11 protein-coding genes are annotated in these 18,668 nt (G+C 51.5%); 6 read left to right on the forward strand and 5 right to left on the reverse strand.

Features of this window, described 5'->3' with window-relative positions; genetic code table 11:
• Positions 1-197: 197 nt before the first annotated feature.
• Together H6F46_RS12740 and H6F46_RS12745 are read left to right on the forward strand one after the other, a co-directional pair.
• Complete coding sequence (locus tag H6F46_RS12740) at positions 198-371, forward strand: hypothetical protein (RefSeq protein WP_190355075.1); 174 nt, start codon at positions 198-200, stop codon at positions 369-371.
• Between the two features lie 516 nt (positions 372-887).
• On the forward strand, positions 888-1,334 hold the full coding sequence (locus H6F46_RS12745; protein ID WP_190355076.1) for a bacteriohemerythrin: 447 nt from the start codon (positions 888-890) through the stop codon (positions 1,332-1,334).
• Positions 1,335-1,367: 33 nt separating this feature from the next.
• Here the strand turns inward: H6F46_RS12745 and H6F46_RS12750 are convergent, their stop codons facing one another.
• Both H6F46_RS12750 and H6F46_RS12755 read right to left on the reverse strand, forming a co-directional pair.
• On the reverse strand, positions 1,368-2,552 hold the full coding sequence (locus tag H6F46_RS12750; protein WP_190355077.1) for a glycosyltransferase family 4 protein: 1,185 nt from the start codon (positions 2,550-2,552) through the stop codon (positions 1,368-1,370).
• Between the two features lie 21 nt (positions 2,553-2,573).
• Positions 2,574-4,109 (reverse strand): YifB family Mg chelatase-like AAA ATPase, encoded by a 1,536-nt coding sequence (locus H6F46_RS12755; protein WP_190355078.1) that lies wholly within the window; start codon positions 4,107-4,109, stop codon positions 2,574-2,576.
• 667 nt (positions 4,110-4,776) lie between these two features.
• Between H6F46_RS12755 and H6F46_RS12760 the strand changes: the two genes are divergently transcribed.
• Together H6F46_RS12760 and H6F46_RS12765 are read left to right on the forward strand one after the other, a co-directional pair.
• A complete protein-coding gene (locus tag H6F46_RS12760; RefSeq protein WP_199291545.1) occupies positions 4,777-6,729 on the forward strand; it encodes an adenylate/guanylate cyclase domain-containing protein in 1,953 nt (650 codons plus the stop codon).
• Between the two features lie 319 nt (positions 6,730-7,048).
• On the forward strand, positions 7,049-8,116 hold the full coding sequence (locus tag H6F46_RS12765; RefSeq protein WP_190355079.1) for a Gfo/Idh/MocA family protein: 1,068 nt from the start codon (positions 7,049-7,051) through the stop codon (positions 8,114-8,116).
• Here the strand turns inward: H6F46_RS12765 and H6F46_RS12770 are convergent.
• Entirely contained in the window at positions 8,113-8,304 is a 192-nt protein-coding gene (locus H6F46_RS12770; protein WP_190355080.1) for a hypothetical protein, read from the reverse strand. The two genes, H6F46_RS12765 and H6F46_RS12770, sit on opposite strands and share 4 nt — an antisense overlap.
• A gap of 7 nt (positions 8,305-8,311) precedes the next feature.
• On the opposite strand from H6F46_RS12770, the gene H6F46_RS12775 reads away from it, so the two are divergent.
• Positions 8,312-9,610, forward strand: a complete 1,299-nt coding sequence (locus tag H6F46_RS12775; protein WP_099533202.1) for a glycosyltransferase family 4 protein — start codon at positions 8,312-8,314, stop codon at positions 9,608-9,610.
• Between the two features lie 143 nt (positions 9,611-9,753).
• Complete coding sequence (locus tag H6F46_RS12780; protein WP_190355081.1) at positions 9,754-12,504, forward strand: tetratricopeptide repeat protein; 2,751 nt, start codon at positions 9,754-9,756, stop codon at positions 12,502-12,504.
• Between the two features lie 81 nt (positions 12,505-12,585).
• On the opposite strand, the gene H6F46_RS12785 is transcribed toward H6F46_RS12780, so the two are convergent.
• Both H6F46_RS12785 and H6F46_RS12790 read right to left on the reverse strand, forming a co-directional pair.
• A complete protein-coding gene (locus H6F46_RS12785) occupies positions 12,586-17,898 on the reverse strand; it encodes a PAS domain-containing protein (protein ID WP_190355082.1) in 5,313 nt (1,770 codons plus the stop codon).
• 328 nt (positions 17,899-18,226) lie between these two features.
• Positions 18,227-18,610, reverse strand: coding sequence for a universal stress protein (locus tag H6F46_RS12790; RefSeq protein ID WP_099533199.1), 384 nt, complete (start codon positions 18,608-18,610; stop codon positions 18,227-18,229).
• Positions 18,611-18,668: the final 58 nt, after the last annotated feature.

Here is an 18,668-nt window from a genome sequence, read left to right on the forward strand (position 1 = left end):
GACTGACCAACAACTGAACCATGAATCATGGGTTCAGTGCGCACCGATTCAGGATGAATCATCCGGTGATTTCAAATGATTTAAACACCTTTTTTTCAAGGAATGTTTTAAAACAACATCAAAGTCAAAAATGATTGCGATCGGGCCAGCATTCCGCTAAAACTAGTGACTGTCGTGGGCAGTGACACCCATCAACGTTGACGAAACCGGCTGGGTTCATCGAACTCGCGGGGGAACTCAAACGATTGGGTTGCTGCCAACTCCCGATCGCCCGGGGAGCCTTGGCCCAAGATTTTGTTCTGCATGGTCATCGCGTACCCCATCCCTGGCCCGATCGCCCGATGGTCGAAACTCAAACCGACCATTTCTAGATGCCCGAACACTAGCGAATCCTTCAATCTCTCAAGGCTTCAATTGCCCAATATTTCAACAGCGAATGATTGAATAATTGGATGATGGAAAATTTTGAGAGATTCTAGTCAAGCTTCATTAGTCCTGCGCAGTGCCCCTAAATATCTAACCTGACTCAACAATTCATCTAAGATTCCTTGGATTCAGTTGAATTAATTCATTCAATTCGTCCATGCTTGTTCATGAGCTGAGGGTCATTGATCAAAGTTTGTGAACCTGATCGCCAATCATTCTGTTTTTCTGGGCAAAGTCTCTAGCCAGTTTTCGAGGGAGCCAGAAGTGCAATTAACTTCCGGCTCGCTTGGGCTGCTGTGAACTAGAAAAACTGAAAACTCGCGATTATCCATTGCGATGATTGGTGGACATGGGCTGATGATTGATTCTCGATCAATCTTTGAATTGTTGTGAGATATGGCGGCTATCTGTGTTGGGCAAGGGTGATTTTTGCTGTTTTGCTGCCTGGAATAATTACTACGATGGCCAAAGTCGAGTGGAGCGATCAGTTCTGTATTGGTGACGATCGAGTGGATCAGGAGCACCAAGACATTTTTGAATTAGTGAATGAGTTGCAGAGTGCTATCGATCGTCAGGAATCGATGGACCAGCTAGCGATGATGTTGGAAAAACTAGCTGAACACACGATCGCCCATTTTCAGCATGAGGAATCACTCATGCAGGATCATGCTTACCCGGGACTCGATCGCCACAAACATTGCCACGATCGCCTAATTCAGAAAGTGACCAAACTGATTCAACAGTTTCAAACGGGTGAAACCAGCGCTATTCAGAATCTGATGAATTTCCTAGCCGATTGGTTGCGCCACCACATCAAGGGCGAAGATCAAAAAATGATTCAGTTTATGCAACAAAAGCACCACCAACTCACGACGGTCGGTAAAGCAGGTGAACTGATTGGGATTTAATGGGGAATTCATTGGGAATTCATTGGCCTTTGATCAGGAATTGGCTTGAAAATTTGCCAAAGATTCCACAATGACCCGAGCAACGGTTTCCGTCGAAAAGTGCTCCATGGTGGTGGCGTATCGATCGAACTGTCGATCGATGCCCATCACCTGTTGAATCGCGGTTGCCAGGGCCGTCGCGTCCCCGATCGGGATTGTTTGCACTGCGGGTAATTCACCAAAATCCACTGTGGAACCCACCGCTTCAGTGGCAATGAAGGGTAAGCCCGCTTGCAGACCTTCGTTAATCACCAATCCCCAGGTTTCTCCTGCCCGATTTGAGGGCAAAATCAGCACATCTGCTGCTAGGTAAAAGGGGGGTAATTCCTGCTGATTCCGAAAACCTAAAAACTTGACGGCCAAATCTGGCATAGTTTCCGCCTGGGCTTCCAGTTGTGGTTGCAATTCCCCAGCGCCCAAATACAGAACCGCTAATTGGGCTTGTAATGCCGGGGGTAATTGGGCGATCGCCTGAAGAATTAAACCGGGATTTTTTTTGGGAATTAATTTACCGCTAAAGAGCAAAACGGTTCGCTCTGGATTAAGCCAAAGGGCGGCGCGGGTTTTGGCCCGAATCGTTTGTTTTTTTTCAGGAGATAAATCTGCAAACCGATCGGGCACGCAGTAGTAAGCCATGGCAATTCGGCTGGCGGGGATGCCGTGACAAATCAGGTGCTCGCGGTTCAGGGAGCCGATCGCCACGGCCGAATCAAATAGCCCATACAGCAACCGATAAACCAGCGATCGCACGAGGCTTTTCCAACCCTGGCGCGGCACTGCCTGATCATTGGTTTCCACCCGCAAACTGCAAGGAATTTTCCGAAATTTGGCGGAAATGGCAGCGGTGACCGCTCCCTTATAAATCAAGCTGTGAATCAGCAGGCGATCGGGTTTTTCTTGGCGCAAGAGGGCCGGAAAACCAGTGGCTCGCAAACTCCAAAAACCTTTGGGTTGCTTTGTTTGATTGGGATTCAAAACGACCGATCGATAGCCATTGAGTAGGGGTTCATCCCAAGCAATACTTTGGCCAAACTCCCGATCGCGGTAGCCCTGAATTGAAAAATCCGAGAGATAAACCACCAACAATTCATCACCTCTGGTGGCCAATTCTTGGGCCATGCACCGAAATACCGGAGCGTGATATTGCACCGGATGGGAAGCCAAAACCAAAAGCTTCATTGTTAGACCTGTGAGACCTATCTATTGCATTCGATCGACAATGCGATATTGCACCGCTTCAGCCACGTGGCCCGGTTCAATCGTCTCGCTTTGTTCTAAATCCGCGATCGTTCGGGCCACTTTCAGGATCCGATCGGTCGCCCTTGCCGATAATCCTAACCGTCGAATTGCGTTTTCCAATAGCGATCGAGTTTGATCCGTCAGGGCACACCAGCGGCGAATCTGGCGACTTTGCATTTCCGCATTGCACTGCACGGGCGATTGCGATTCCTCTTGGGCAAAGCGAGACTGGGCCACCTGCCGCGCCGCCAACACCCGATCGCGCACGGCCGCCGAGGGTTCTCCACCGCTCGATCGGGTCACCTCCTCCGGTTGCAGCCGATTCACCACCACCTGCAAATCAATCCGATCCATCAGCGGCCCCGACAGCTTGGCCCAATAGCGTTGGCGCTGCATGGGCGAGCAGGTACAGGCCTGCACCGAATCGCCGTAATAGCCACAGGGACAAGGGTTGGTGCTGGCCACCAGGGTAAACCGCGCCGGAAATCGCACCGTTTGCCGGGCCCGGGAAATGGTCACGCAACCTTCTTCGAGGGGTTGGCGCAAAAACTCCAGCACGTCCCGCTTAAATTCCGTTAGCTCATCCAAAAACAACACTCCTCGATGGGACAGGGAAATTTCTCCCGGCCGCGGAAAGCTGCCACCACCCACCAGCGAGGGGCCAGAGGCGGAATGGTGCGGACTGCGAAAGGGGCGATCGCGCACCAAGGTTCCCCGCTCCTTCAGCAAGCCAGCCACCGAATGAATGCGCGTCACCTCCAGGGCCTCCGCAAAGGTCAACCGGGGCAAGATACCCGGCAACCGCTGAGCCAGCATGGTTTTGCCACTTCCCGGCGGCCCCACAAAAATCAAGTTATGGCCACCAGCGGCGGCAATTTCCAACGCGCGCCGGGCCTGGGTTTGTCCCTTCACATCAGCCAAGTCCAGCAACGCCAAGGGATCGGGCGATCGCCCTTCCTGGGGCGGTTGATGCGGCGCGATCGTTTGCGGTTGGTTCAAAAACCGCGCCACCTCCGACAAATGCTCAAACCCATAAACCTTTAGCTCCCGCACGATCGCCGCTTCGTCTGCATTGGCCGCCGGTAACACCAAGCCCACAATGCCCAACTGAGCCGCTGCCGCCGCGATCGCCAACACACCCGTCACCGGCCGCAAGGCTCCATCCAGCGCCACTTCTCCCACAAACAAGTGATCCCCCAACAGGGCTGCGCTCACTTGTCCAGAGGCGGCCAAAATTCCCACCCCGATCGCCAGGTCAAAACTCGGCCCCTCTTTCCGCAAATCGGCCGGAGCCAAATTCACAACGATTTTGCGCATGGGATAGGCAAATCCGGCATTTTTCAGGGCCGCTTTCACCCGTTCGCGAGATTCTTGCACCGCCGTATCCGGTAGCCCCACGATCGCAATTCCCGGCATCCCATTGGAGACATCCACCTCCACCCCCACCTTCACCGGGTCGATGCCCACCAAGGCCGCACTCCATACTCGGGCTAACATCGATTCCCGATCGCCTCACATTTTTGTGCAAAATCCAGGCTTTAGTGTATCAGCAGCGCCGGTCTCTCGCGAAACGATCTAATTCACTTGTCGGTTCATGATCAGTTGAATTCTATCTTTAAAGACTCAAAGAGCGCTTGTCGAATAACTCTCATTGAGTACCTTTATTGTCCAATTCAACTATTGATTTAATAATTATTTTTATTTTAGTTACCGTTAGTTAATTCTACTGAATTGAGTTACTAATTGGATAAAGAAATAGCCCAAGAAATCAACCAATCATGACTCAATGATGGTTTGTTGGTTGCAATCATGGTTCAGCAATTCAGTAATCAAGAATTTTTCCAGGTATCAAAACGTACCTAGTATTAATATTTCTTGACACAATCGAATTGAACTGATGGCCACAGGAATTCGCTGGATTGATTCCTTCAGCACGCCCCCCTTGATAGACGGAATCTTTCGCCATTTCCAGGAACTTGGATTACCGTAAAGCGAAGATGCAATCTTTCCTGTGGCAGTTTCGTTCCCGTCCTGGGCCACAGATCCGAATCCCTCACCCTTGAGCTTTGAACACCCGAGCCATCCTGGCGATCGCGAATCAGTTCCTATGGTCAGCTCAGAAATTCCACTGACACAAGTTTCATCTCAGTCCCTACCTGTACCCGTGCGCCGCAAGTTTCGTCTCCGTACCACCCTAGTTTTGCCCTTTTTAGTCGAGTTAGTAACCGCCGTGGGGTTGGTGGGTTGGCTGTCGTTTCAGAGCGGCCAGGAAGCAGTGCGGGATTTGGCCAACCAATTGCGCAATGAGGTGACAGCCAGGGTGAGCGATCGGGTGCGATCGTATGTGGAAACTCCCCAGTTGGTGAATCAGGTGAATCGCGACGCGATCGAGCTGGGAATTATTGATTTACAAAAAATTGCCGAAGCTCGCACCTATTTTTGGCGACAAACGATCACCTACAAAAACATTGGCTATGTGGGGTTTGCCAATCAACAGGGACAATATTTGCGGGTGGGTTGGATCAATCGCCTTTCCACAACCGAAACGCCCCAAATTGCCGAACAGCTCATTCCCGGTGGCGGCAACTTAAACTATTACGAAATTAACGAAAAAGGGCAACGGGCCAAGTTAGCCAAAAGCGTGCCTAATTATGATGTGCGCAAACGACCCTTTTACGAAGTGGCTTTCAAGGCCGGAAAACCCACCTGGAGCAAAATTTATCTCAACTTTGGCAATCCCCTGTTGCAGATTAATGCCAGCTTGCCCATTTACGATCGCAACGGGCAACCTGCGGGCATCTTAACCAGCCAATTTGGTACGGATCAGATTCGCGGCTTTTTGCAGACTTTGAAAATTGGGAAAACGGGTCAGGTTTTTATTGTCGAACCCAGCGGCGAGCTGGTGGCCACTTCTTTGAAAGATCAGCCCCTTTGGGTGGAGCAGTCCCAAAAAGCCAAAAAAGAACTACAACGAGTTCATGCGCTCCAAAGTAACAATCAGCTTTTGCGATCGAGCGCTGAGTTCTTATATGGTCAATTTGATCAACTCTCAAATATTCAGCGCGATCATCAGTTTGAATTTTGGCTGAACAATGAACGCCAATTTCTGCAAATTTCGCCCTTCAAGGATGCCTATGGCTTGAATTGGCTAATTGTGGTGGTGGTTCCCGAATCGGATTTCATGGCCAAAATTAATGAAAACACCAGAAACACGATCGCCCTTTGCTTTCTGGCGCTTTTAGTTTCGGTTCCAATTGGAATTTTAACGGCCCGTTGGATTACGCAACCCATTTGTCGAATTGCCCAAGCTTCGGGAGAAATGGCCAAGGGCAATTTAGAGCAAACCGTTGCCAGCAGTCCAATCATTGAAGTCGATCGCCTGGCAGATGCCTTCAACAGCATGGCTGCCCAACTTCAGCAGTCCTTTGAAGAATTGGAGCAACGGGTGGAGCGGCGCACCGCTGAACTGCGCAAGGAGAAGGAGCGATCGGAATTATTATTGCTAAATATTTTGCCCAGTCGGGTGGCAGACCAGCTCAAGGATTCCAACGAATCACCAGCGGAACAATTTGAAGAAGCAACGATTCTTTTCGCTGACATTGTGGGATTTACTTCCTTGGCGGCGCAACTGGAACCTTTGGAATTAATTAATTGCTTAAATCAAGTTTTTTCCACCTTCGATCGGCTTGCGGAAAAGCACCATCTCGAAAAAATTAAGACAATTGGGGATGCTTACATGGTGGTGGGGGGCGTGCCGGTTCCCCAGGCAAACCATGCGGAATCCGTGGCTGATATGGCCTTGGAAATGCGATCGAGCATGGCCCATGCACTGGGGCCCTTGGGTGAACGGTTGGAAATCCGGATTGGGATCAACACAGGCCCTGTGATTGCCGGTGTGATTGGCACGAAGAAGTTCATCTACGATCTATGGGGCGATGCGGTTAATATTGCTTCGCGGATGGAGTCCCATGGGGTTCCTGGTTCGATTCAAGTCACCGATTCCACCTATGAACGGCTGAAGGATCGCTATCACTTTGAAGAACGGGGTTCAATTCACATCAAAGGTCGTGGTGAAATGAATACCTATTGGCTGCTGGACAAGCGATCGACCCTTTAGCCCTTCTTCAGCCCTTTTGATTTCTGGGGCAGTACTTTGGGGTTGGGTTTCGGATCTGATTTTTTGAGGTGCATTGCTGAAGTTCCGGACTGAGATTTTCCAGGTGGAAATTTTCCAGACCGGAATTATTAGAGGCTGCTGGAAAAGTATCGTTCAGGACTTGATCAGCACTTGCCCAGCTCCAATGGTTGTGGGAGCAAGGGGCTTGATCCTCTGGTTTCCGTTGATCGCTGGGGCCAGTTCTGGGTATCAATTTTGGCTTTTCAGACATTCTCTGATTCGGTTGAGATTCCTCGTTGACGTTTTTGGGCTAAAGGCAATGACCGATCGATTGGGACTGGCGGTATTTGGGGCGGGCCGGTGGGGAACACACCTCATTCGCAATTTTTTGGAGCATCCCCGATCGCACCTGAAGGCCGTGGTGGAAACCAATCCAGACCTGCTAGCCGCCGTGGGCGATCGATTTGCCAGCTATCCCGGTTGGACCGAGGTGCAACGGGTCAGCGATCGCCGATCGATCTGGGGCAATCCGGACATTGGGGCCGTGGTGATTGCCACGCCGGCCGCCAGCCATTTTGAACTGGTGCGATCGGCGCTGTTGGCGGGCAAGCATGTGCTGGTGGAAAAGCCCCTAACCCTGGATGTGGCTGAGTGCGAGGATTTGTGTACCTTGGCGCAACGGGTCGATCGTCGGCTGATGGTTGACCATACCTATCTTTTTCATCCGGCGGTGGAAGCGGGGGCCAAAGCCCTGCAATCGGGCGCGATCGGCGATCGGCGCTATGGCTATGCGGCTCGCACCCACCTGGGCCCCGTGCGCCAGGATGTGGATGTGTTGTGGGACTTGGCCATTCACGACATTGCCATCTTTAACCATTGGCTTCAGTCAACCCCGATCGCCCTGCAAGCCAAGGGGCAAACCTGGTTACAACGGGGGCGCGGAGCCGGGCTTGAGGTGACCGATCGCCCTAGTCCTGCGGCGGGCTTGGCGGATTTGGTTTGGCTTACCCTTTACTACCCTGAGCAGTTCACCGCCACGATCCATCTGGCTTGGCACAATCCCGATCGGGCCCGGCGCTTGGCCCTGGTCGGAACCCGAGGCACATTGGTTTTTGATGAAATGAACGCCCGATCGCCCCTGACCCTGTGGGCGGGATCCCTGGAACAATCTGGCAGCCAATGGCTTCCTTGCAACCAATCGGAGCAGTCGATCGAGTTGGCGAGCGGTGAACCCCTTGGGCAGGTTTGCGATCAATTCCTGGCCGGCGTTTTGGATGGCGCACCGCTCGATCGCTCCGATGGTTCCATCGGCACGGCCCTGGTGCGGTTGTTGGCGGCCGCTTCCCGATCGTTAGCCCGTCAAGGGGAACTGGTTTGGGTTGCTTAAGGCGATCCCAACCGAACGATCCCAACCGCGCTCCCAACGGTGCTCCCAATTCCGGCAGCGGGTTCCAGTCGCTGGCTGCTGGCCCCCAGGTCAAGGGGAAACTTGCGCAAATCTGCATTGCCCGTTTGGCCCTTCGGTGGGACACTGAGACTCGATCGAATTTCAGGACGACTTTTAGGACGACCCACGGCGATCATGCGAATTCTGTTCTTGCATCCCAACTTCCCCGCACAGTTTCGCCACGTCGCGGCGGCCCTCGGGCGCGATCCCGAAAACCAAGTGGTTTTTGGCACGAAAAACGAAAACCCCGAGTGGCAAATTGCCGGCGTTCAAAAAGTATTGTTCAAGCCCAGCCGCGACCCCGCCCCTGGAACCCATCACTACATCCGCCCCTTCGAGGCCGCCGTGCTTCAGGGTCAATCCATGTTCCGGGTGGCCGACGCGCTGAAGTCCAATGGATTTGTGCCCGATGTGGTCTATGGCCACTCCGGTTGGGGATCCACCCTGTTCATGAAGGATGCCTTCCCGGACACCAAGTTCTTGGGCTATTTCGAGTGGTTTTATAAATCCAAGGGAGCCGATGCGGATTTTGATCCAGCGGAACCCTTGTCCGTGGACGATCAGGCCCGAATTCGGATTAAAAATGCGTCAATTTTGCAGGATCTCTACACCTGCGATCGGGGAATTTGCCCCACGGCCTGGCAGCGATCGCAATTTCCCGCTGAATACCAATCCAAACTGCATGTGCTGCACGATGGTGTAGACACCGATTTCTTTGTGCCCGAGCCGAACGCCAAGCTCGTGCTGCCGAATCTCGACTTGTCCCATGTGGATGAAATCGTTACCTACGTGGGTCGGGGCATGGAACCCTATCGCGGTTTCCCCGAGTTCATGGAATCGTTGGTTTATCTGCAAGAGAAGCGCCCCAACTGCCATGTGGTGATTGTGGGGAGCGATCGGGTTTGCTATGGCCGCGCCCTGCCCGATGGCAAAACCTATAAGCAACTGATGTTGGAACGGTTGCCTCTGGATCTGTCGCGGATCCACTTCGTTGGCTCCTTGCCCTATGGCCTGTACCTGAAGGTACTGCAAGCCTCGAAGGCTCACATTTACCTCACGCGGCCCTTTGTGCTCTCCTGGTCGATGATTGAATCCATGTCGGCCGGTTGCTTGGTGGTGGGTTCGGCCACTGCGCCCGTGCAGGAAGTGATTCGCGACGGGGAAAACGGCCTGTTAGCCGATTTCTTCTCGCCCAAGCAAATTGCCGATCGGGTGTCGGAAGTGCTGGAGCACCCGACTCAAATGGCCCACATTCGCCAAGCGGCCCGCAACACCGTTCTGGAGCGTTATTCACACCAAGCGCTCCTTTGGCGACATGTGCAGTTCCTGAAGGATTTTGCGGCCGATCGCCTGCCGCCGATTCAATATCCTCCCGCCAGTACTCTGGTGGATTACTACAACGAACCCAGTCGCGAGCCGGCCACGGTGGTCTAGGGATCTTCAACCCCTGTCAGCCGGGCTGAGCACTGGAGGGCCCAAGCGGGCGGGGGTTAATCAACGGTCGTGATTCTGGCCAATTGTTTCCCTCCAACTTGCGCGTTTTGCCAACTTCGCCTCCCTCTGCCCTGGATTTTGTCATGGATGATGCTGCTGTTTCTCAGGCCCTCACACGGGCGATCCAACTGCTGCGATCGGGTCAGCTCGAACAATCGGGCCTGATTTACAAAAAAATCCTGGAGCACCATCCCAACCACCCAGAGGCGCTGCACTGGTTCGGGGCGATCGCCTATCAGATGGGCGAAATGGCGATTGCGGTGGAATATGTGGAAAAAGCCCTCACCCTCACCCCTAATGATCCGGCGGTGTTGAACACCTCGGGGCTAATTTGCCACGCGATCGGCAGTTGGGATCAGGCGCTTCAGTATTACACCAAGGCCCAAAAGATCAAGCCCGACAGTCCGGAGGTGTTGGATAACCTGCGGGCCTTGGTGGCGGATCTGTTGCCGGCCTACAGCCAATATGCCCAGTGGCATTACTTGGCGGGTAGTTTCGATCGCGTGGCCGAAATTGAGCTGGTCTCGGGCAACCTGCTGCTGGAAATTGGTGACCTGGCTGGCGCTGAACAACACTATCGTCGGGGTTTGGCCGTGCGCCCAACCCTCTGGGGCATTGAAGCTCCCGCCGCCGTGATTCAGGCCGATCGCGCTGGCCAGCCCGTTCCCCCCAAAGCCAGCCAAACCACCTGTGATTTGGGACGCGAAGCCGACCTGCGCACCATGGCGAGTGCGGTTCCCTTTGCCCAGTTGTTGGAGCGGCTGGGGGCATTGCTGTTCGATCGGGGCGAATTGGACGCGGCCCATGAGCTGGTGACCGAAGCCCTCGCAATCCAAAATGCCTTCCCGGAAGCCCACAAGCTGCTGGGCAACATCATGCTCGGCCGCGGCAACTATCAAGAAGCTGCCAATGCTTACCAAACCGCTGTGCAGTTGAACCCCAACTACGCGGAAGCTTGGTCAAACTTGGGCAGCATTCTGCTTGGCAAGCGGCAAACGGACGAGGCGATCCAATGTTTTCAGCGGGCTATTCAGGCCAATCCGCAAATGGCCCAAGCCTACTGGAGCATGGGTTGCGCCTTTGAAGTGGCCGACAAAAAGGAAGAGGCTATCCAGTGCTGGCAGCGGGCCCTGGCGGTGGATCCAAAAGTGCAAGGGATTCAGGGCTACATCCGAATTGCCCAAACCCTGGTCGGCATGGGCAAGCGCCCGGAAGGGTTTGAATGGTATGAGCGGGCGATTCACTTCGATCGCAAGCACTTGGATGCCCATTGGGACTTGATGGAACATTTGCTGTTCTGGGGATATTTGCCCCAAGCCCGCCAAGTGGCCGATCGCTGTTGGCGCACCTTCAACGAACCGGGCAGCAGCCCCCGGGAGCGCGTTCTCGCGGGCATCATCTCGACCAAAGCCTTTTGTTTCATTGGCTTGGGCCATGTGGCCCGTCAGCGGTTCCTGGAAATTGAAAGTGAGTTTGTTCAGGTCATTGACCAGCTTTCTCCCTTTGACATCACGAAGCTTTACGGGAACGTGCTGTTTGATATGCCGCACCTGCGGGACGATGTGGCGGCCAACACCAGGGTGGCCAACGCCCTGGCGGAAGCCTATCGCAAGCTGGTGGAAAATGCCTTTAAAGACCACCAAGCCGCCAATAGCCCCCTGTATGCCATGCCCACGAACCGATCGCCCCGCACGTCCGATCGGCTGCGAATTGGGTTCATGTCTCGCCACTATCGCCGCCATTCCGTGGGGTGGTGCAGCGGCGAAATCCTCACCGCCCTCAAGGAACATACGCCGCACCTGTTCCTCTACGTTACCGGCGACATGCCCAAGGACGATCGAACCAAGGTGTTTGAAGGCTTGGCCGAAAAGTTCTACATGCCCGGTGAAGAAGGATTCCCCGATGCCAACTCCCCCACCATCATTCGCCGGGCCCGGGAAGACAACCTCGATATTCTATTTGACCTCGATTCGATCACGATCCTGCCCCACGCGGAAGTGCTCTACCACCGGCCTGCGCCCGTTTGTCTCACCTGGTTGGGCTACGACGCGCCCCACATTTGCCCCGATAACTACAACCTGGTGGACTGGAACACCCACCCGGCCGGCGTTGAGCACTATTACATCGAAAAGCTAGTGCGGATGTCGGGTTCCTTTGCGGCCCTGTCCTATCTGCCGAGCGTGCCAACCGATCGGGCCAAACAGCGCCAAGCGTTCCGGATTGATCCCAACCAAACCATTTTCCTCAGCGTGCCCACGGGACAAAAGGTCAGCATGGAAATGCTGCAAGCCCAAGTCCATGTGCTGCGCTATGTGCCCGATAGCATTCTGTTCTTCAAATCGCGGATTGGGGATTTGGAACTGATGCTGAGTCTCTATCACGAGGAATGCCGTCGCCAAGGCGTGAACCCCAATCGGGTGCGGATGTTGCCCCGCACCGCCAGCGAGGAAGAGCACCGGGCTGTGTATCAAATCACCGATGTGTTGCTGGATTCCTATCCCTACAGCGGCGCAACCCACAACCTGGAAGCCCTTTACTTCAACCAACCGATCGTGACCAGGGTGGGCGAGCAGTCCTTCTCTCGCTTGGGCTATTCCCTGATGCGGGCGGCGGGCCTCGACCAGGAGGGCATGGCCTGGACTTGGGATGAATATATTGAGTGGGGGGTGCGCTTAGGGCGCGATCGGGAGTTGTGCAATGCGGTGCGCCACAAGTTGCAACAGGCTAAAAATCCGGCCAATCCCGCCCCGCTTTGGAACCCCAAGGGCTTTGCGGCGGAAATGTACGGAATTTTGCAAGATTTACGCAGTAAGGCGGAATTTAGCCAGGTTTAAGGAGTTATGCTGCGGCTCTTTTGCTCCGCTGCCCGCTTGCTATCCTGAATTCTGGCCATTCAAAAGGCGCATTATTCAACATTACTCAAAAGGCGCATTCAGGCAGCGGCTAACCAGTTGATGGATTTTGTCAAAGGCAAAATCGTAAATTAGTTGGCCCAAATAATCAGACAACGGGGCCTGCTCTTCGGGAATGGTCTGGAGTAATTCGCGCATGGAATCTTCAGCGCAAAGGGCTGCGGCATGTTGTAACTGCATGAGCCAATCGCGGGGCATTTTGGCCAACAATTCTTGGCCCCGCTGGTGATGCCGAAGGCCTGAGAGTGCGTCAGCGCGATCGCCCAATTGATCGGGAAAGGAATCCATGAAATGGTCGGAAAAGGGATCCGGCCGCTGATTTAGCAGTTGATTCAATGGATCTAATGGATCTGGTGGATCTAATGAATCTGGAGGTTCTCGACTATCCAAAGCACCATTGAAGGGCGCAACCAATTCCGGGGAATGAGCCGGTTTTGTCAATGAAAAATCAGATTGATCCCTAGAGACCTGATGCAGCGGATCCGAGGAGCGATCGGCTTGCTGACAGTAATAGTCCAGTTTTTGGATCAGGATTTGATCGGAAATCGGCTTGCTTAAATAGTCATCACAGCCGACCGCGATCGCCTGATCTCGATCTTCCACCAACGCCTGGGCCGTGATGGCTAAAATTACCGTTGATCGCGAAGACTCCAACGCCCGAATTTGTTGAGTTGCCTGATAACCATCGCAACCGGGCATTCTTAAATCCATCAAAATTAAATGCGGATGCCAATCCTGCCACCGCTGCACCGCATCAGCCCCGTCCATGGCTTCCTGCACCACAAACCCCAATTGACTCAACAATTGCACTAACAACAGGCGATTATCTGGGCGATCGTCCACAACCAAAATGCGATAGCGCGATCGAATGGCTGCCAAACCGATCGTTGGTAATTCTGTTGGGTGATCGTTCGCCAGAGAGTCAGCCACAGTTCCCGATTCCCGGTGATTCAGCCTTGACGGAGACAACATTCTAGAACCCAGGCGATCGCCCCAGAAGGACGCGGGCGATCGAGCTGATTCAACGATCGTCGTTTGATTTTGAGGTGGCCCCCAAGGCTGATGTTCAGATTTTTTCCCAGGCGATCGGCCGGTACGCAGCGGCAAGGTAAACATGAACGTGCTCCCCAAACCAACGGCACTTTCTACCGTCAACACTCCACCCATTAACTGCACCAACTGTTGGCTAATTGTTAGGCCTAAACCAGTGCCTTCCGAGCTTTTTTTGCCGGCTGCCGATTGGGAAAAAGCATCAAAAATCGCTTTTAAATCCTCAGATTCAATCCCTACGCCCGTATCAATCACCTGAAACTGAAGATAGTCATGATTACAAAACTGCCCTTTATAGGACTCGTTCTGGCATGACTGAAACGTTGCAGCCTTGAAATCTGAATTCTCGGTTAATGCTGGGTCGCAAGCACCGGAATCAGCCGGCGATCGCCCCTCTGCCAAAGATGGATAGGGATAGACTTGAAACGTATTAACAATTAGGGTTGAAATTAAATCAACTCGAATCGCGATCGATCCTTGGGTGGTGAACTTTATCGCATTACCAACCAAGTTAAACAGGATTTGCTTCAGTTTTTTAGAATCTAAAATAATATATCGAGGAACTCTATCGCCAATTTCCAAAATGAGTTGATTTTCTCGCTTAAGAGCCTGTTGTTGAAAGGCAATTTGCAAGGAATAGAGAATTTCATAAAGATCTACCTCTTCTTCGTCAAGGGTAAATTGACCCGCTTCAATTTTAGAAAGATCCAGAATATCATTAATGAGCATTAATAAATGAGTACCACTATTCTGAATTAAATTCATATATTCGCGATGGCTTTCTGATAAATGAATATCGCGGTTGATGAGTTGCGAAAATCCCAAGATAATATTTAAAGGTGTTCTGAGTTCATGGCTCATATTTGCTAGAAATAGACTTTTTGCCCGATTAGCCGCCTCAGCCTTATCCTTCGCTTCCTGAAGTTGCAGTTCGGCCAGCTTGCGATCGGTAATGTCGCGAGCTGCCGCATAAATCACCGAGTTAACCGGCACGGAGCGCCATTCAATCCAACGATAGGAACCGTCTTGGCAACGATAGCGGTTCACAAATCCATGAAGCTCCTTTTGATTAACCAGTTCATTCAAAGCCAGCATAGTTTCTTCAACATCGTCTGGATGAACATAGTCCATAAACCGCGATCCCTCCAATTCTTCTAAGGGATAGCCCAGAATTTTAGACCACTGTAAATTCAAGCGTTGGAAGCGCCCGCTAATATCCGCAATACATAGTAAATCCAGTGCCACCGAAAAGAATTGATCGAGTTCTTCCGTTGTTTTAGCCAAGGCGTTGGCGATCGCCTTTTGATCTGTAATATCTTGAACAACCCCATGCCAAACGATTTCTTGGTTTCCACGAAGCTCTGGGCGTGAATTGGCTTGCAACCACTTCACCTTGCCAGAAGGTGTAATAATTCGCCATTCATGACGGAAGTTCTGTAAATTTCGGCTGGACCATTCCACAGCCTGGATATAGTTTTCTTGATCATCCGGGTGAATTTGATTAAAAGTAATCATGGGATTTTGGATCGCTGCACTGAGAGGAACTTCATGAATTTCCTCAAAAGCAGCGCTAAGATATTCATACTCCACCGGTTTCCCCGGTTCTTCCACCACGGAATAGATCACCACAGGAGACACACTAGAAAGCCGTACTAGCCGACTTTCACTTTCATTCAAGGCATCTTGAGCAATCTTGCGATCGGTAATATCAATTGCAACGCCATACCAAGCAATTTCGCCATTTTCTCGCCGCTTTGGGCTAGCACTTCCCTGCAACCATTTCACCTTCCCCGATGGATTAATGACGCGCCATTCATGCTCAAAGGGTCGTAAGTTTTCAAGGCTGCGTTCAACGGCTTGGTTATAAGCTGCTTGGTCATCGGGGTGGATGCGATCGAGCAGAATATTGGCATCCTGAAGAATCGTCGCTACGGGAATTTCATGAATGGTTTCAGCCGCCCGACTGATGTGCTCAAAATAAAAGGAACCATCCAGGCGACGCACCAAAATATAGATATTAGCCGGTGAAGAATCGGAAATATCGAGAAATCTTGATTCACTTTGCTTCAGGGCAACTTCTGTTAGCTTGCGATCAGTGACATCAATGGCGGTAATTGTCACGTGCCAACAATCTCCTAACAAATCCCAAACGGCATTATTCGTTTGGGAAATCCACCGAATCTTCCTTTGGTGATCATGAATCCGATATTCATAAGTTCCCGTTCTTTCATGAAAAATATCTTCAATAATTTGATCTTGAATGTTTTGCAAATCTTCCGGCTCAATATCTTGCATCCAAAGATTTTGATTGGCTAATAGCTCTTCGCAGGTATAGCCAAATAAGGTTTCACAACCGGCAGAAACACGATCAATTTTCCAGGTGTGATTCTTAAAAAACCGCAGACTCACGATTCCCGCGATCGCGCTGTTTAAAATGTCCTTTGCTTGGGCCTCCGATGTTTTGAGGGCCCACTCTAGCTGCTTGCGCTCTGTAATATCTGCAATGATTCCGGTAACTTGAATAATTTCTTGCTGTGCATTCAGAATCGGCTTGCCTTTAATTTGAATGTAACGGGAATTGCCCTTAGCCGTGATGATTCGTAAATCAGCATCAAAAGCCCGATGAGCAATCATTGAATCAATGACATCTTGCTGAAATCGTTCTCGATAGGCCGGATGGATGAGGTTGATTAGTTGCTGAGCTTTTAAACCCTTGGTGGGTTTGTCAAGTTCACAAATTCGATAAATTTCTGGTGACCAAACGATCGCCCGCTGGGCCACATTCAGCTCCCAATGGCCCACATGGGCAATTCTTTGGGCTTCTAAAAGACGGGCTTGGCTTTTTTGTAAGGCGGCGGTTTTTTCTTCAACCTTTAATTGCAGGGTTTTTTCATAATCTGCCTGGGCTTGTCGAGATTTTTTCAGTGCTTTCAGAACTTTTTGAATGGAAAGATTGAGCAGATCAAATTCCAAAATCTGGACATTTTCAATTGGCTGTAATTCTTGGGTGTGGTGATCATGGTTGAGAGCCTTGGTCGCCACTCGCAACCATTGGAGCGATCGACTAATTCGATAGCCAGTCCAAATTCCTGTGGCTACTGCTCCCAACAAAGCCAACAGGCAAAGCAAGATTGTGCGGTAAATATTGCTATGGATTTGATCCATAAATGCCGACTGGGGCAGCACAATCACCGTGAACCAGTTCAGCTCGCCTCGGATAGGAATAATTTGTACAAAATAGTTTTGCTCTTGAATTTGAATTGTTAGCTTAAGCTTTGTTTGAATTTGTTCTAGATTAATTTTGTTGTTTCTAATAATTTGTGCCGTTTTTGAAATTAAACTATCCTTGCTTTGAGTGGCATCCAATCGCCGATTATGGTGTTGAGTATTTTGGGCTAATATTTTTCGAGGACTGGCATCAAAGGGCAATTCATTGGCAGAGCTGGCCACCAACAGCCCGTTGGGTTCCATTACAAAAATTTGCCCCTGACCATTGGTGTTAATGGACTGGAGGAAGTCTCCAAATTGCTGTAAGTAAAAACTCGCTCCTAAAACTCCTTGAAACCGACCCGACTGGTCATAAAAAGGCACAGTCCGAATCAAGTGCAAGATGGGATTTTGCTTGCCCTTAGATAGACTAATTCCCATCGTCCAAAGACCAGCAGGGTTGCGCTGAGCTTTCAAGTACCAAGGATCGTGGGGTGGATCGCGATGGGGATAATAATCACGGCGAACTTCGAGCAAAACGCGCTGCTGACCCTGACGATTTGCCCAATAGCGGAGGAGCGATCGATCGGGTGAGGCAGCTTGCAACCGACGAATAATCAGCGCATTTGGATCCGGACGCTCAACGGCTAGAAAATCGCCCGCTTCATTAGACAGGGCCAAAGTACTCAGTTTAGGAAATAGCTTAAGCTGTTCAATAAAAAATGACTCAAGCTCGTCTAGGCCTAGGCTATTCAAGTGACCTTTGCGGATCAAAAAAGCATTGTTCTGAGTTGTGATTTTAGGAATCGATAGGTAATGATCTAAATCCTGCTGAACTTGGTTTGCTTTATTGTCTAGCAGCCGATCGACCAAAGATTCAACAGCATCGCTGCCACTGCGATAGGACAAATATCCCACCAAGCCCACCACGATTCCCACTTGCAGCACAAAGGGAACCGTAATGACGTAATTGAGGGGAAGTTTATGTGTTGCAATTCGCCGAGCCAGCCTTTTCAGATACCCGGGAAAACTGACCTGCTGTAGAGACCCGAAATTCATAAGTACCCAAAATAAGACCCAGAGTTAGAAGGGGGGCGCTGGTGTCCCGGGAAATGTCGCATGGGTCTAACCAGCTTTTGCAGGAAGCTTTTGCAGGAATTAATCCCACCATAACTCTGATAACAAGCAAAAGCGCCCTCCTTTTTAGCAAGGAAAGCGCCCTAATTTAGCGATGTATGAAGCCTGCCGCGCTCCGGCGTAAATGCACGGGAACTCTTTAGAAACTGACTTTCCCTGGCAGAATTACTCCAGTCCAAGGCTTCAGACAAGCTTGTTTTAGTTTTGATTTTGGCTAGTGTTGGCTTTGCTGTTTTACGAATCCCTGGTGTTAAGGAACGATCAACACCGGACAGGGAGACAAGTCAATGACGCGATGGGCAGTGCTTTCGGCGGCTCCTTCGGTGGTTAGACCCATGCCCCGGCTGCCCATGACGACCAGGCTGGCTTCCACTTCATCGGCCACATCACAGATGGTGAACGCAGGCATTCCCTCGCGCTCAATCACTTCGGCTTCGAGGCCCCGCTCAGCAAACATGGCTTTAGCCCGGCTGAGGAGGGTTTCAGCCGCTTCAATGGCCCCTTCATCGGGGCCGGGAACGACCGACAGAATGACTAATCGACTGTTGTGCAGTTGCGCCAGTTGGGCAACGGTTTCGGCCGCCTCACGAGATTCGGGCGATCGATCGATCGGAAAAAGAATCGTCTCGAACATCTTTAGGGGAAAATATTCACCGCGTGAACTTCCGCGAAAACTCCCGCGCGAATTTCCG

The sequence above is a fragment of the Limnothrix sp. FACHB-1083 genome, assembly GCF_014696485.1.
Taxonomy (GTDB): Bacteria; Cyanobacteriota; Cyanobacteriia; order CACIAM-69d; family CACIAM-69d; genus CACIAM-69d.